Origin of the sequence: Actinomycetospora sp. (genome assembly GCF_036497585.1) — a bacterium.
In the GTDB taxonomy this organism is placed as follows: Bacteria; Actinomycetota; Actinomycetes; order Mycobacteriales; family Pseudonocardiaceae; genus Actinomycetospora.
Map to the genome: position 1 here is coordinate 1 of NZ_DASXJD010000269.1, position 14,753 is coordinate 14,753.

At 73.9% G+C, this 14,753-nt stretch carries 15 protein-coding genes and 1 pseudogene; 13 read left to right on the plus strand and 3 right to left on the minus strand.

What is annotated here, in order from left to right; genetic code table 11:
• The coding region (locus tag VGH76_RS27310) for a thiamine pyrophosphate-binding protein (RefSeq protein WP_331559914.1) at positions 1-923 on the minus strand (923 nt) is incomplete at its 3' end.
• A gap of 101 nt (positions 924-1,024) precedes the next feature.
• Here VGH76_RS27310 and VGH76_RS27315 point away from each other — a divergent pair.
• The 7 genes from VGH76_RS27315 to VGH76_RS27345 all read left to right on the plus strand — a co-directional run bounded on the left by VGH76_RS27315 (position 1,025) and on the right by VGH76_RS27345 (position 7,560).
• Entirely contained in the window at positions 1,025-2,125 is a 1,101-nt protein-coding gene (locus VGH76_RS27315) for an enolase C-terminal domain-like protein (protein WP_331559915.1), read from the plus strand.
• A 42-nt stretch (positions 2,126-2,167) separates the two neighbouring features.
• Positions 2,168-4,027 carry a glycoside hydrolase family 15 protein gene (locus tag VGH76_RS27320; RefSeq protein WP_331559916.1) on the plus strand — a complete coding sequence of 620 codons (1,860 nt, stop codon included), beginning with the start codon at positions 2,168-2,170 and terminating at the stop codon, positions 4,025-4,027.
• A complete protein-coding gene (locus VGH76_RS27325) occupies positions 4,024-5,040 on the plus strand; it encodes an SDR family oxidoreductase (RefSeq protein WP_331559917.1) in 1,017 nt (338 codons plus the stop codon). The genes VGH76_RS27320 and VGH76_RS27325 overlap by 4 nt, the downstream gene beginning before the upstream one ends.
• Entirely contained in the window at positions 5,037-5,393 is a 357-nt protein-coding gene (locus VGH76_RS27330) for a hypothetical protein (protein WP_331559918.1), read from the plus strand. The genes VGH76_RS27325 and VGH76_RS27330 overlap by 4 nt, the downstream gene beginning before the upstream one ends.
• Before the next feature lie 106 nt (positions 5,394-5,499).
• The gene (locus VGH76_RS27335) at positions 5,500-6,015 is read left to right on the plus strand and encodes a MarR family transcriptional regulator (protein ID WP_331559919.1); all 516 of its coding nucleotides are present in this window, start codon (positions 5,500-5,502) and stop codon (positions 6,013-6,015) included.
• Positions 6,012-7,286, plus strand: coding sequence for a PP2C family protein-serine/threonine phosphatase (locus VGH76_RS27340; RefSeq protein ID WP_331559920.1), 1,275 nt, complete (start codon positions 6,012-6,014; stop codon positions 7,284-7,286). The genes VGH76_RS27335 and VGH76_RS27340 overlap by 4 nt, the downstream gene beginning before the upstream one ends.
• A 76-nt stretch (positions 7,287-7,362) precedes the next feature.
• Positions 7,363-7,560 carry a hypothetical protein gene (locus VGH76_RS27345; protein ID WP_331559921.1) on the plus strand — a complete coding sequence of 66 codons (198 nt, stop codon included), beginning with the start codon at positions 7,363-7,365 and terminating at the stop codon, positions 7,558-7,560.
• Between the two features lie 57 nt (positions 7,561-7,617).
• Here VGH76_RS27345 and VGH76_RS27350 read toward each other — a convergent pair whose 3' ends face one another.
• Complete coding sequence (locus VGH76_RS27350; protein ID WP_331559922.1) at positions 7,618-8,760, minus strand: glutathione-independent formaldehyde dehydrogenase; 1,143 nt, start codon at positions 8,758-8,760, stop codon at positions 7,618-7,620.
• A gap of 224 nt (positions 8,761-8,984) precedes the next feature.
• Between VGH76_RS27350 and VGH76_RS27355 the strand changes: the two genes are divergently transcribed.
• The 3 genes from VGH76_RS27355 to VGH76_RS27365 all read left to right on the plus strand — a co-directional run bounded on the left by VGH76_RS27355 (position 8,985) and on the right by VGH76_RS27365 (position 11,872).
• Positions 8,985-9,782, plus strand: coding sequence for an OBAP family protein (locus VGH76_RS27355; protein WP_331559923.1), 798 nt, complete (start codon positions 8,985-8,987; stop codon positions 9,780-9,782).
• A gap of 204 nt (positions 9,783-9,986) precedes the next feature.
• Positions 9,987-10,931, plus strand: coding sequence for a DMT family transporter (locus tag VGH76_RS27360; protein ID WP_331559924.1), 945 nt, complete (start codon positions 9,987-9,989; stop codon positions 10,929-10,931).
• A 5-nt stretch (positions 10,932-10,936) separates the two neighbouring features.
• Complete coding sequence (locus VGH76_RS27365; RefSeq protein ID WP_331559925.1) at positions 10,937-11,872, plus strand: DMT family transporter; 936 nt, start codon at positions 10,937-10,939, stop codon at positions 11,870-11,872.
• A 172-nt stretch (positions 11,873-12,044) separates the two neighbouring features.
• Here VGH76_RS27365 and VGH76_RS27370 read toward each other — a convergent pair whose 3' ends face one another.
• Complete coding sequence (locus tag VGH76_RS27370; RefSeq protein ID WP_331559926.1) at positions 12,045-12,599, minus strand: HPP family protein; 555 nt, start codon at positions 12,597-12,599, stop codon at positions 12,045-12,047.
• 212 nt (positions 12,600-12,811) lie between these two features.
• Here VGH76_RS27370 and VGH76_RS27375 point away from each other — a divergent pair, with 212 nt between their 5' ends.
• The 3 genes and pseudogenes from VGH76_RS27375 (at position 12,812) to VGH76_RS27385 (ending at position 14,544) form a co-directional block, all read left to right on the plus strand.
• On the plus strand, positions 12,812-13,147 hold the full coding sequence (locus VGH76_RS27375; RefSeq protein WP_331559927.1) for a hypothetical protein: 336 nt from the start codon (positions 12,812-12,814) through the stop codon (positions 13,145-13,147).
• A gap of 19 nt (positions 13,148-13,166) precedes the next feature.
• Positions 13,167-13,811 (plus strand): hypothetical protein, encoded by a 645-nt coding sequence (locus VGH76_RS27380; RefSeq protein WP_331559928.1) that lies wholly within the window; start codon positions 13,167-13,169, stop codon positions 13,809-13,811.
• An 11-nt stretch (positions 13,812-13,822) separates the two neighbouring features.
• Positions 13,823-14,544, plus strand: a pseudogene (locus tag VGH76_RS27385) (DUF1990 family protein).
• Positions 14,545-14,753 lie beyond the last annotated feature (209 nt).

Consider the following 14,753-nt stretch of genomic DNA (forward strand, 5'->3'; position numbering starts at 1 on the left):
ACGCCGATCATCCGGCCGTCAAGATTGATCTCGACGCCGCGCGCCTGGCCCTCCTCCGGCAGCCACTCCGCATAGGGGAAGCTGGTGCCGACGAACAACAGCGTGTCGCAGTTCGACATCACGTAGTCGCTGGCGGTCGAGCCAAGCAGACCGATGGGCCCCGTCACGTAGGGCAGGTCGTCGGCCGGCTCCACCCGCCCCAGTGAGGTCTTGGCCACGCCCGCCCCGAGCAGCTCGGCGATCTCCATGACCTCGTCCGGGGCGGTCTGGGCTCCCTGGCCGACCACCATCCCCACCTTCTGCCCTGCGTTGAGGATGTCGGCCGCCTTCCGCAGCTCGTCGACCGGCGGGATCACCCGCGGCTGGGTCCAGCCCACCCCCGAGAACACCGCGCCGTGCTCCCGCGGCGGCGACTCGACCGCTTCGGACTCGCCGACGTCCTCCGGGATGATCACGGCGGTGACGGTGCGGTTGGTCAGGGCGACCTTGCACGCCCGGTCGACCAGGTGGCGGGCCTGGCCGGGGACCATGCAGGTCTGGACGAAGTCCGAGGCGACGTCCTTGTACAGCGAGTTCGGGTCGATCTCCTGCTGGAACGCGGAGCCCAGCCCGATCCGCTTCTGCTGCCCGATGATCGCGACCACCGGCTGGTGGTCGAGCTTGGCGTCGTAGAGCCCGTTGAGCAGGTGGATGGTGCCCCCGCCGGATGTGGCCATCGCGCAGCCGATGCCTCCGGCGAACTTGGCGTGGGCGGTGGCCATGAACGCGGCCATCTCCTCGTGCCGCGCCTGGATGAACTCAGGATCGCCCTCGGCCCGGTCCAGCGCGCCCAGCATGGCGTTGATCCCGTCCCCGGGATAGCCGTAGATGCGGTGCACGCCCCACTGACTCAGGCGCTCGAGAACGTAGTCCGCGACGAGCATCGGCCCGACCCCTTCCGGTTCGACTTCCCCGAGCCTCCCACAGGTTCGTGCATAACGCACGACGTGTTTAAAGGACGAAGTGCGTGTGGTACGACTTGCTCGTGAGCACGGAGGTGCCCCTGGAGGGCCTGGATGTGGCGGCATACACGCTGCCCACGGACGCACCGGAGTCGGACGGCACGCTGAGCTGGGACACGACGACGCTCGTCGTGGTCCGGGCGCACGCGGCGGGGTGCACCGGGCTCGGCTACACCTACGCCGGCTCGCCCGTCGCCACGACGGTCGACGCCGTGCTCGCCGACGTCGTCGTGGGCCGCGATGTGCTCGCGGTGCCCGCGGCGTGGGCGGCGATGCACCAAGCGGTGCGCAACCTCGGCCGGCTCGGCGTGGTCGCCGAGGCCATCTCGGCGGTCGACATCGCCCTGTGGGACCTGCACGCTCGGCTCCGCGACGTTCCGCTGTCGGTGGCGCTGGGCGCCGTGCACGAGGCCACCCCGGTCTACGGCAGCGGCGGGTTCACCTCCTACGACGACGGCCAACTGCGCACCCAGCTGCGGCGCTGGGTCGCCGAGGGCATGACCTCGGTCAAGATCAAGGTGGGGCGGCACCCCGAGGACGACGAGCACCGGCTGGACGTCGTCCGCGCGGCCCTGGGCGACGACGTCGAGCTGCTGGTCGACGCCAACGGTGCCTACACCCGCAAGCAGGCCCTGGACTGGGCCGCCCGGCTCGCCGAGCGCGGCGTGACCTGGCTGGAGGAGCCGGTCAGCTCCGACGACCTCGAGGGCCTGGCCCTGGTCCGGGACCACGGTCCGGGCGGCGTCGAGGTCGCGGCCGGTGAGTACGGCTACGACCTCCCCTACTTCCACCGCATGCTCGCGGCCGGCGCGGTGGACTGCCTGCAGGCCGACGTCACCCGGTGCGGCGGCTACACGGCCCTCACCCGCGTGGCCGCCCTCTGCGACGCGCGCAGCCTGGACCTCTCGCTGCACTGTGCGCCGCAGGTCAGCGCGCACGTGGGCACCGCGGTGTGGCACCTGCGCCACCTCGAGTACTTCCACGACCACGTGCGCATCGAGGCCCGCGCCTTCGACGGCGTGCTCTGCCCCTACCCCGACGGCACCCTGCGGCCCGACCGCTCCCGGCCCGGGCACGGGCTGACGCTGCGCGCGGCCGACCTCGAGCCCTACCGGGTCGCCTGACGCGACCCGCCACCCAGCGACCCTCGACCCCCGGGAGCGCTCGTGACCACCCAGGACCAGGCCCCACCGGCCCGTCCGTCCGGCACCTCGCGCGACGTCTCCGACGCCGCCGCGGCCACGCTCGACTCGCCCCAGGTCCTGCGCGAGTTCGCGCTGCTCGCCGACGGCGACCGCGGCGCCCTGCTCGGCCCGCGCGGCGACATCATGTGGATGTGTGCCCCGCGCTGGGACTCGCCCGCGGTGTTCGGCCGACTGCTCGCGGCGCCCGGGCACTACGACGTGACCCCGACCGAGCGCTACGTGTGGGGCGGGCACTACGAGGACGGCTCGCTGATCTGGCGCAGCCGGTGGATGACCGACGGCGGTCCCGTGGAGAGCCGGGAGGCGCTCGCCCTGCCCGCCGACGCGGATCGGCTCGTGCTGCTGCGCCGGGTGCTCGCCGACCACGTCCCCGCCTCGGTGCACGTCGTCCTCGACCCCCGCGGCGACTTCGGGCGCCATCCGCTCACCGAGCTGTACCGGGACGACGAGGGCTGCTGGACCGCCCGGCTCGGCGACCTGCGGATGCGGTGGGGCGGCGGCGGTGACGCGGTCCCGGTGACGGCCGACGGCGGCACCCGGCTCGAGCTCGACCTCGTCGTCCCGGCCGGGCGCCACCACGACCTCGTCCTGGAGATCGGCCCGCGGCTGCCCGACCAGCCCCCCGACCCCGACCTCGCGTGGCGGGAGACCGAGACGCGCTGGCACGCGAACGTCCCGGCGTCGTCGCGGCTGATCGGGGCGGCGCCGCGCGACGCGGCCCACGCCGCCGCCGTGCTGCGCGGCATGACCACCGGCTCCGGCGCGATGGTCGCCGCGGCCACGACCAGCCTGCCGGAGCGGCCCGGCGGGCGGGCCAACTTCGACTACCGCTACACCTGGGTCCGCGACCAGTGCTACGCCGGACGCGCGGCCGCGGTCGCCGGACTCGACGGCCTGCTCGACGACGCCGTGCGCTTCCTCGGCGCCCGCCTGCTCGACGACGGGCCCCGGCTCGCGCCGGCGTACGCGGTCGATGGCGGCCCGGTCCCCGACGAGGTCCACCTCGGGGTGCCCGGCTACCCCGGCGGTGGTGACCGGGTCGGCAACCGCGGGGGCCATCAATTCCAGCTCGACGCCTTCGGCGAGCTGCTGCTGCTCCTGGCCTCGGCCGCCGAGCGGGACCGGCTCGACGCCGAGGGGTGGCGCGCCGTCGAGACCGCGGTCGCCGCGATCGAGCAGCGCTGGACGGAGCCCGACGCCGGGGTGTGGGAGCTCGAGGACCGGGAGTGGACCCACAGCAGGCTGGTCTGCGTGGCCGGGCTGCGCGCCGTCGCCGCCGCGATGGGCGGCGGCGAGGCCGGGCGCTGGTCGGCGCTCGCGGACACGATCCTGGCCCACACCGCCCGCACCTCCACCCACCCGAGCGGACGGTGGCAGCGCGCCGCCGACGACCCCCGTCCCGACGGGGCCCTGCTGCTCGCCGCGGTGCGCGGCGCGGTCCCCGCGGACGACCCGCGCAGCCGCGCGACCCTCGAGGCCTACCTGCGCGAGCTGACCAGCGAGGGCTACGCCTACCGATTCCGGGTCGACGACCGGCCCCTCGGCGACGCCGAGGGCGCGTTCCTGCTCTGCAACTTCATCACCGCCCTGGCCTGCGAGCAGCAGGGCGACGCGCTGTGCGCCCGCCACTTCTTCGAACGCGGCCGGTCGGCCTGCGGCCCGCCGGGCCTGCTCACCGAGGAGTTCGACGTCAGCCAGCGCCAGCTGCGCGGCAACCTGCCGCAGGCCTTCGTCCACGCCCTGCTGCTCGAGGCCGCGACGGTCCTCGAGCCGCTCGAGGCCGGATCCCCGAGCACCACCCACCGAACGGAGGAACGATGACCAGGACCGCAGTCGTCACCGGCGGGACCGCCGGGGTCGGGCGCGCGACCGTCCGCGAGCTCGCCGGGGCGGGCTACGACGTCGCCGTCCTCGCGCGCGGGCAGGCGGGCCTCGACGCCGCGGCCGCGGACGTGAAGGCCGCCGGCCAGCGCGCGATGCCCGTCGTGTGCGACGTCGCCGACCCCGACGCCGTGGATCGGGCGGCCCGGCAGGTGGAGGAGGGGCTCGGCGAGATCGACCTGTGGGTGAACGTCGCGTTCGTCGGCTCCCTGGCCTTCTTCTGGGACACCACCCTCGAGGAGTTCCGGCGCGTCACCGACGTGACCTACTACGGGCAGGTGTACGGCACCCGCGTGGCCCTGGCCCGGATGCGGCCCCGCGACCGGGGGGTGATCGTCAACGTCGGCTCGGCGATGGCCTACCGCTCGATCCCGCTGCAGTCCGCCTACTGCGGCGCCAAGCACGCGATCAAGGGCTTCACCGAGTCGGTGATGACCGAGCTGGCCCACGAGAGGTCCCGGGTGCGGGTGTGCATGGTGCAGCTGCCGGGCCTGAACACCCCGCAGTTCACCTGGAACCGCGCCCGGGTCGAAGGGCACCCCCGTCCGGTCGCTCCGGTGTGGCAGCCCGAGGTCGCCGCGCGGGCGATCCGGTTCCTCGCCGAGCACCCGCGTCGCAACATGTGGGTCGGTCTCGCCACCGTCTACACGATCCTCGGGGAGCGTCTCGCCCCCAAGGTCGTCGACCTCTACCTCGGGCGCTACGGGGTGGCCGGGCAGCAGACGAGCGCCGACCTGCCCCGGCGCGGGTCGAACCTCGACGAGCCGCGTGACGCCGACGTCGACGCCGGCGCCCACGGGCCGTACGACGACGAGGCCTGGTCGTGGGACCCGCAGACCTGGGCCTCGGAGCGGCGTGGCGCCCTGGTGGGCGCGGCTGCGGCCACCGTGCTCTCGGCCGCCGTCGCCGGTGTCCGGGGGCTCGGCCGACGCGAGGACGGGGGTCGGAAGTGACGGACCGGGCGCGGGGTGCCGACCTGGTGCACGCTGCGCACGTCGTGCACGGCGGTGTGCTGCTCCTGCGACCCGCGACGGTGGCGGCGCGGGTCGGCCGAGGAGCGGCGGGCGGCCGGGAGGTCGCCGTCGTGCGGGTCCTGGGCGCGCGACACGTCGTGCAGGGGATCGCCGGGCTCGCCGGACCGGGCCGGGGGTGGCCGGTGCTCGGCGCGACGGTCGACGGTCTCCACGCCGCGAGCATGGCGGGGGTGGCGGTGCTGGACCGGGAGCATCGGCGGGCGGCGACCGCGAGTGCGCTGGTGGCCCTCGCCTTCGCCGTCGTCGGTGGGTGGGCGGGGCGCCGGGGTTGACCCGGAGGGGCGCTGCCGTGCGACCAGGTGGTCGTGCATGATGCACGTCGTCGCATCAGGTGGCGCGACCGCAGCGACGTCGAGCACACGAGTGGACCATGTGATCGTGGGTGAACCAGCCGGAGACACCGTGCCGAGCGGGTCGAGCCGGGTCCGTGACGCCGGCCCGCTGTTCGCCGATCGTCTCGAACACGCGCTCCGAGGCCTCCTGGAGCTCAGCGTCGGCGTGCTCAGCGCCATGGAGGAGAACGTCTCACCGTCCCACCTGCGCGCCCTGCAGTCCCTGGACCATCTGGGGGGAGCCAAGGTGACCGCCCTCGGGGAGGCGCTCGGCGTGCCGCCGTCCACGGCCAGCCGGATCAGCGACCGGTTGACCGCTGCCGGTCTGATCACCCGGGAGGTCGCGCCGGACAACCGCCGCGCCACCCTGCTGGAGCTCACTGCGGCGGGTCGGTCGATCCTGGCCGATCTGGCCGGCGCCCGGGCCAGGGCGCTCGAACGCGTCACCGAGGCCATGAGCTCGGAGGAGCGGGACGCCCTACTGCTCGGGGCGGAGGGCTTCGCCCGGGCCTACGACGCGGTCGCCGAGGCCGGCGACGACGGACCGCCGGGCGCGCCGTGACGCAGCCGGCCCCCTCGCCGCGGGAGGTCGCCGCCGAGCTGGTCGACCGGGTGCTCGAGATCCCCGGCACCGGTGCCGCGTCCACTGCCGTCCGATGGCTCCGCGACGTGCTCCGGGCCGAGCGCGTGGACATCCACCTGCTCGACCGGCGGCGCGAGCGGCTGCACCTCGCGGCGTCCGCCGGGGACGCGGGAGCGTCGGCCCCGGCGCAGCGGCACCTGGACATGCGGCAGGGTCCGGCGGCGCAGGCGCTGCACACCGAGGTCGTGCTCTCCCACCGCGCCGGAGACCGGGACCTGCGGTACGTCCCGCTCGAGGCCTACGGCTCCACGCCCGGCGTGCTGACCATCACGGGCCGGACCGGGGAGGGCGGGCCGGTCGCCTCGTTCGGGCCCCCGGACTGGCGACGCCTGGGCCGCACGCTGGCCCTCCTGCTCCACCAGGCGGCCACCACCACCGACGACCTCGAGCTGGCCCGTCGCACCTACGACTACAGCATCGCCGCGGAGCTCCAGTGGCAGTTGCTCCCGCCGGCCGACGTCGCGACCCACCGGTTCGCCCTGCGCGCCGTGGTCGAGCCCGCGCCGCGCGTCACGAGCGACCTCTTCGACTGGTCGCTCAACGGGGATCGGCTGACGGTCGCGCTCCTGGACGCGGCGGGACGGGGGCTGGCGGCGACCCAGGTCGGGGACCTGGCCCTCGCCGCTCTGCGCAACGCCCGTCGCGCCGGGCGGGGGATCGCCGAGCAGGCGGCGCTGGCGGACCAGGCGCTGTGGGACCGCCACCACGGCCACGCGATCGTGCACGCCGTACTGCTGGAGGTCGACCTGGCGCAGGACACCGCCGCGGCGGTGCACGCCGGCTCCCCGATCGCCCTGCGTCGGCGGGGCCACGACGTCGACCTGCTCGACCTGGGCCGCTCCCACGAGCCGCTGGGTCTGCTCGACCGCAGCCGGTACGACGCCGTCGCGGTCGACGTCCGGCCCGGAGACGCCCTGCTGCTCCTCTCGGACGGCGTCGCGGCGGTCGCGACCCGGGACGAGGAGGCCGGCGGCCTCGACATGCTCGCCCACCGCCTGGCGCACAGCAGCGCTCCCCGTGACCTGCCGTCCTGGCTCATCGCCGACCTGCGGGCGCGGGCCGGGGGCGACCTCGACGACGACGCGACGGCGCTCGCACTCGAGTGGTACCCCGGAAACGCGGGGGCTCTTCCCGGCACCCGTCCGGGTCCGACATGCGCCCGACCGGAGGAAGCCGCCGGGTCCGGGTAACGATTGCCGACCGCTCATCGGATACAGGCACGTCGAGCGGTTCAGGTCTGGCGATGAACGGGACGAGGTGGTCGGGGTGGCCGTACGACTCGGGATGCAGGACGCGTCGACCCGCCGCGCGGACCGGCGCCACGAACTGGTGTGCGTGCCCGAGCCGCGGGCGGTGCCCGACGAGACCGGTCGGCCGCGTCCGCGCTGGTCGCCGCAGGTCGGGGCCGCCGTGCTCCTCTCGGTCCTCGAGACCGTGCGCGATCAGGACGCGACCGGCGCGTAGACCGAGTCGCCCGACCGGGGTCGCGCGGATCGAGTCCACGACACCCGACGGGTCGGCTCACGCGGCCCGGCCGGGCTTGAGGACGACCTTGGAGTAGCCGTCCTCGCGCGCGTCGAAGCGCGCGTAGGCGTCCGGAGCCTCCTCGAGCGGCACCTCCTTGGACACCACGAACGACGGCGTGACCCGCCCCGCCACGATCAGGTCGCGCAACTGGGCGTTGTACGCCTTGGCGTCCGCCTGCCCTGTGCCCATCTTCTGGCCCTTCTCGAAGAAGCGCCCGACGTTGAAGAGCAGACGACCGTTCGCCGCGTTCTCGTCGGGGGCGCCCGGGTCCTGTGGCAGGTAGAGCCCGACAACGCCGAGCCGGCCGGTGTGGCGCACCGCGTCGACGAGCTGGTTGAGCACGACGGCAGGTTGTTCCTCGCCGCTCTGCGCGGTCGCCTGGTAGCCCACGGCGTCGACGCCCTTGTCCGCGCCCACGCCGTCGGTCCGGTCGATGATCTGCTCGACCGGGTCGGCCGCGGAGAAGTCGATCGGGATCGCGCCGATCTGCTCGGCGAGCTCGAGGCGCGATGCGACCTTGTCCACGACGAAGACCTTCGAGGCGCCCTTGATCACCGCCGAGTAGGCCGCCATCAGCCCGACCGGCCCGGCCCCGAAGACCGCGATCGTCTCGCCGGGGTTGAGGTCGGCCAGCACGGTGGCGTGGTACCCGGTGGGGAAGATGTCGGCGAGCATCGCGAAATCGTTCTCGTGCTCGTCGCCCGGTGGGAGCACCAGGGCGTTGAAATCCGCGAACGGCACCCGCAGGTACTCCGCCTGACCCCCGGTGTAGGGCCCCATCCCGACGTACCCGTACGCCGCGCCGGCGTATCCCGGGTTGGTGGTCAGGCAGAACGCGGTCTTGCCGGCCAGACAGTTGCGGCAGAACCCGCAGCCCACGTTGAACGGCAGGCTGACCCTGTCGCCCTCCCTGATGCGGGTGACGCCCGAACCGACCTCCTCGACGATCCCCATGTTCTCGTGGCCGAACACGATCCCGGTCTCGGCGACCGTGCGGCCCTCGTACATGTGCAGATCCGATCCGCAGATCGCGGTGGTCGTGATCCGCACCAGCGCATCCGTCGGCGCCTCGAGGCGTGGATCGTCGACCTCCTCCACGGCCACGGAGTGCGCGTCCTTGTACACGACGGCCTTCACGGCCATCACCTCCTCGCGATCGGTGACGGGCCGGAATCACGTGCCGCGCGCGACCGAGGACCCGGCCCGGTCAAGGACACGTCGGATGTCCGATGGCCGCTCGCGGGGAAACGGCGTCCACCTTGCGATCGCCTGACAGCGACGACGAGCGCCAGGACCGGGTCCGCCTCAACCGCGGTCGTGCTGCGGCGTGCGGCGCGCGGGCCCTTCGGGTAGTCGCCGCCATGGGTTTCGACGACGGCAGTACCCGCTCGGGGCGCGGCGCGGCCGCCGCGCTCGGCATGGCGGCCGGGCTCGTCACGGCGGCGGGCGTGGCGGTCGGACGGAAGGTGGTGGCGGCCTTGAGGGTGGGTCAGGGGCACCCGCTCAAGCACCGCCTGCTCGACGCCGCGGCGGGCACCCTGCAGCCGAAGTATCCGCTCGACGCGATGAGCACCTACCTCAACGGCTTCCACATGTACGCCGACGACATGGGCCGCCAGGTGGAGGCGTCGCACTTCTGCATCCACCTTCAGCACGACCTGCACCAGTGCGTCATCTTCGACCGCAACGCCGCCGGCGCCCGGCTCATCGGCGTCGAGTACATCATCAGCCCGGAGCGCTTCCGCGCCTTGCCGGAGGACGAGAAGCGGCTCTGGCACAGCCACCACCACGAGGTGAAGTCCGGTGTCCTGGTCGCGCCGGGCATCCCCGAGATCGCGGAGCGCGCCTACTTCGAGGACCTGGTCACGACCTACGGGAAGACGTTCCACACCTGGCAGTACGACCGCGACGAATTCCCCTACGGCATCCCGCAACTGATGATGGCGTTCACCGACGACGGGCAGGCCGACGAGTCCCTGATCCAGGCCCGGGATCGCCGACTGGGCATCTCGACGACGAGCGTGCGGGAGAAGCGGGCCGGGATCCCCACGCCGACCGTGGAGCCCGGCGCCAATCCGTGGGAGAGCGGGCGCTCCGTCCAGACCCGTCTGGAGGAGGTCGAGTTCCGGCGCGGGAGCGCATCCCGGTTCGTCAGGTGATCGGAAGGTCGCCACCGTTTCTCGGCCGCACACCCGAGGGAACGCTTCGAGTGTCAAGGTTGTCCGGTCCAGCCCCGGCCGCGTCGCCCTGCGTGACCCTGCGGACGGAGCCATGCGTCATCAACTCGCGCCGTACCACGGCGAATTCGTGCCTTCTCAGAACTCGACCGGAGCCGGCTCCACGTCGCGCGCCGGTGATTCCTGATGTCGGGCCCGGACGAGGCCGGAATCGCCCTCGTGCTGCTCGCCGCCCTCCTCAACGCCTGCTCGACGGTCCTGCAACGTCGCGCAGCACGGGACGAACCGCACGAGGCGGGCTTCTCGGTCGGTGTGCTCCTCGGCCTCTGTCGGCGACCGACGTGGCTCGGAGGGATCGGCTGCATGATCGCGGGCTTCCTCTTCCAGGCCGCGGCGCTGACCATGGGCCGCATCGCCGTGGTGCAACCGCTGCTCATCGCCGAACTCCCGCTCACCCTGCTCCTGGCGGCTCTCGTCTTCCGGTACCGCCTGCCACGTCGGGAATGGTGGGCCATCGTCCTGTTGGCCGCCGGGCTCGCAGTGTTCGTCGTCTGCCTGTCGCCGACCGGCGGCGACGTCCGTCATGCTCCGACAGTCCTGTCGGTGCTGGCGCTCACGCTCGGGCTGGCGGTGGTGCTCGTGCTGACGCTCGTCGGCCGAGTGCGCCACGGGCAGCAGCGGGCGGGCGCGCTCGGGCTGGCGACGGGCACGCTGTTCGGGATCGTCGCGGCCCTCGTGTCGGGCCTGGGGGCCGCGTGGGCCGACGGGCTCCCGGGACTCCTCGCGGCATGGCAGACCTACGCCGTGATCGTGCTCGGCCCGGCGTCGTTCTTCCTGCTGCAGGCTGCGCTCCGGGCCGGTGAACTGGACGCCTCGCAGCCCGGCTTCACCTTGATGAACCCGCTGATCGGCGTGCTGTGGGGGGTCGTCGTCTTCGGGCAGCACCCTCGCGGTGGAGTGTGGATCGTCGGTGAGGTGGCCGGCGCGGCCGTGCTCGTCGTGGCCACGCTGTTGCTCGTGCGCTCGCCCGCTCTCAGTGACGAGGTGAGGTCCGAGGCGGGCCGCACGCGTCACCTCGACGGTCCGTCGCAGCGTGAGCAGGCTCCTCACGAGATGGCGGGACGATCGTGATCGCCATGCTCCTGGCGGTCGTCGCGGCATGTCTGAACGCGGCCGGGGACCTCCTGCAGCGTGGCTCGACCCGCAAGGAAGGCGACCCCGGGTCCGGGTCGGTCTCCCTGCTGTGGCGTCTGGCCCGGCGGCCCGGGTGGCTGCTGGGGGTGGGGGCCAGTGTCACGGGGCTGGGGGTGCACGTCGTCGCCCTGTCGATCGGGCAGCTCGCCGCGGTCCAGCCGCTGCTGGTGCTCGAGCTCCCCGTGGCGGTGGTCGCCTCGTCCTCCTGGTTCGGGGTGAGGCTGTCGCGGCAGGACTGGGTCGCGGTCGCTCTGCTCGCGGTCGGTCTGGCGGCGTTCGTGTTCGGCCTGTCCCCGCGCGGTGGCAGGCCCACCGGAGTCTCCGGCGGGACCTGGGCGGCGGGCCTGGCGGTCCTCCTCGGCCTGGTGGTCGTGCTCGCCGGTGTCGGCTGGCGGTGCCGGCAGGATCTGCGCGCGGCGCTGCTGGGGGTCGCGGCCGGGGTCGGTTACGGCGCCACCGCCGTGCTCTTCTCGACCGCCGGCGCGTCCGCTGCGCACGGTCTCGCCGCTCTGCTCGGCACCTGGGAGGCCTACGGTGCGGCCGCGGTCGGGCTGGCGTCGTTCTACCTGTTGCAGAACTCGCTGTCGGCCGGACTGCTCGTCGCGACCGAGCCCGGTCTCACCCTGGCCAACCCACTGGTGGCGGTGACCTGGGGCCTGGCCGTGTTCGGCGAGCAGGCCCGCACCGGCCCCTGGCTCGTCGTGTCGATCACCGGTGGCATGCTGCTCGTCGCGGGCGTGGTGCTCCTGGGCCGGTCTCCCGTGCTCTCGGACGGTCGGTCCAGTGACGACGAGGGTCCTCCCGGCGAGGGGCGCGGGACCCCTCGTCGGCCCGCGATGGCGGAGGAGGAGCCTCGAGCCGTCGCCGACCCCTCGTAGGGGCACGCGGCGTGAGCTCCCGTTTCGCGGTGACGGTCGGTCGACCGGCGCCTCCCCGGCTGACGTGAGGGTAGGGAGGCCACCGGTTCCCCGTCCCCGTGGGCGGAAGCGTCGTCGGTGCGAACGCCTCGGACGCGTGGCTCGCCGGCCGGGCGTCCTGGACCTCGGGCGGTCAGCCCATCGGAGTCTCCTCGGCGTCCATCGTGGCGGTGTCGTGACGCTCGCCGGGCAACCGCGCGAGCAGGGGAGCGACGGCGAGCACGATCGCCAGCCCGACGAGCAGCCCGATGAGCGGGGGACCGGGCCGGGCGATCCCACTTGCGACCAGGAGCGCGGTGGCCCCGGCCGGTGCGTGGTGGGCGTCGGCCAGCGTGAGCACGAGCAGGGTCACGGCGACGGCGACGGCTTGCGCGCCCACCTGCGGGAGGGTCTCCTGGTGGGTCTCGGCCACCGACCGCGCGCTCCAGAGGCCGAAGATCGCGAGAGCGGCCAGTCCGGCGAGGACGGCCGTCCCGTGGCCCACCACGGCGTTGCGGAGGCGGCTGGTCACGCTGCGGGGATGGGCGAGCAGGACGTAGCCGGTCGGACCGAGGGTGGTGGTCAGCCACGTCCCGCCCAGGACGTGCGCGCCCAGGGCGCTCGCGGCGTGGCCGGCGGCGCCGACGGCGGCCAGCAGGACGCCGGCCAGCAGGGCGAATCGCAGGCCGAGAAGGAGACGTCGATCCACCGGTCATCCTCCCCGCTCGCTGAGCTGTGACGCCACGTTCCCGGGTCACCGGCGTGGTACACCGTCGCCTCCGTCCCCGGCCCCCGACACCGTATGATTGGCCCACCGGTTCACCCCCCTGCCGGACGAGACGTCCTGTGGAGGGATGCCATGCCGACGTCTGTTCGTCCGCCGCGCGCACCCGGGGCACCGCGATGACCGGGCTCGCTCCCGTGGGAGGGCCCTCGGGCACCAGGGACCGCCTGCGCCGGGCCACCGAGGTCCTCCGGGAAGGCGGCGCCGCCCACGAGTGGCGTGACGAGGACGTGTCCGAGGTGACGAACGCCGTCGCCGAGCACCTCCTCGCGGTCGCGGCCACCCTCCCGTCGAATGTCCCGCCGTGGCTCGCGGACTGGCAGCGACTCGCGCGCCGGTACGGGGCGGTGGTGAGACCGCTCGCCGAGGAGCCTGGAGTCGGGCTCGACGCGCTGATCGACATCAAGGCGCGGTTGGAGCAGGTCGCCGACCACGCGGAGCGGAGCGCGGCCCGGTCGGGAGAGAGCCGGTGAGCGCCGGCGTGGGCGCCCGGTGCCGCCGCGGGGCTTGCCGCTGGTCATCGTCGTCGTCTCGACCCTGGCTGCGGGCTGCGCGAACGGGCCGGGGCCCGCGACCTCGACACCCACCCCGGTCTCGCCGACGCCAGTCGTCGCCGCGTCGCCGGTACCGCTCGCCGCCCACCTGGACGGGGAGGAGATGTCGATCGAGTTCGACCCGTCGTCCGAGCGAGCCCTCGACGACACCCAGACCGAGTGGCGGGCCGAGGAACCCACCCTCGGTCAGCAGCCGGGGTGGTCGGACGGGCGGGACACCGTGTACCTGCCGATCACCGACGGGGACGTCGGTCTCGCCGCCACCCCGTCCCGGGGTCGCGTCGTCACGTCGGGGTCCCCGATGCTCTCCCGCGCCGGTAGCTCGATCTCCTTCCGCGAACTCGTCGTCGACCTCGACACCTCCCGGATCACCGGCACGGTCGACGGCCGGCCGCTCGACGTGTTCGACCTTGATCTCTCCCCGGCCCACGTCGAGCACCCGCCGTCCCTGCCGCCGATGATCGTCGACGTCTCCGGGCGCCCCTCGGACGACGCCGTCCGGGAGATCGCCGACCACCTGGGGCCGGGGCTGTCCGCCGACCAGATGCGGGTGGACGTCGAGATGCGGCTGCGGACGTCGTGAGCGCCCGGGGCGTGCTGCACACCCGCCTGCTCACCCGCCGCGACCACGCCGCGGCCCTCGACCGGCTCGCGGCGCGCCCGGTCAACTTCGCCGAGGACGAGCTCGGCGGGCCGGGCTGGCACCACGACGAGATCCGCCACGACCTGGGGGCCGAGCGTCCCGGCGATCCCGAACCGGACGGCTGCTGGGAGGTCGCCTGCCGGCTGGTCCGGGACTACGAGTTCGCCGCGCCCGAGATCGTCCGGGCGGTGTACCGGCGATCGGCGCCGCCCCCGGGCCGCGACATGCTGCTCGAGGGCCGCTTCCTCGGTCTGCGGTTCCTCATCGGGGTCGCGTGACCGAGGTGGTGGACACCGACCGCGCGGACGGGGACGAGCGGGTGTGGGGCTGGGCCTACGACACCCTGCAGGGGCACCTCGAGCGCGGGCGGATGATCTACGAGGTGGTCAAGCACCGGCCGAGCGGGCGGGTGGAGTTCGTGCTGCGCGGTCGTTCGCAGCGCGCCGACCTCGGGCCGGTGCTGCGCCTGGGCTGGTCGGTGTTCGGCCGCCGGACGCAGTTGCGGTTCTACCGCCGGTGCGGCGAGCAGATGGCGCGCCTGGTGTCGGCGGCCACGGCCGGCTCACCGGCCCCGGAGCCGCGGGCCGACGGCGATCTCGTCCTCGCGCCGTCCGGGGTCCGGCCGCACCCACTGGAGTTCCTCACCGCCACCCGCGCCGAGCCGGGCCGCTGAGGCCCGAACAGTTGGCCGTGCCGCGTCGGCGAAGTGTCGCCGGGCCGATCGACACGATCGGGCGTCGACGGGCGCGGGGGAGTCGTCAGGCAGCGTCGGTTTCGCGGCCGAAGAGGGCCGGGGACCAGAAATGCTCCGACGTCGGACGGTGTGGGAGGTGCCTTCGTCGGTGTCCCTCCCCAGACCACACGAGCCGCCCCGTGTCTGGG

What these genes read in the sequence shown, in the direction of transcription:
- VGH76_RS27325 (WP_331559917.1), top strand. Translation starts at nt 4,024, where the DNA reads ATGACCAGGACCGCAGTCGTCACCGGCGGGACCGCCGGGGTCGGGCGC.
- VGH76_RS27355 (WP_331559923.1), top strand. Translation starts at nt 8,985, where the DNA reads ATGGGTTTCGACGACGGCAGTACCCGCTCGGGGCGCGGCGCGGCCGCC.
- VGH76_RS27360 (WP_331559924.1), top strand. Translation starts at nt 9,987, where the DNA reads ATGTCGGGCCCGGACGAGGCCGGAATCGCCCTCGTGCTGCTCGCCGCC.
- VGH76_RS27365 (WP_331559925.1), top strand. Translation starts at nt 10,937, where the DNA reads ATGCTCCTGGCGGTCGTCGCGGCATGTCTGAACGCGGCCGGGGACCTC.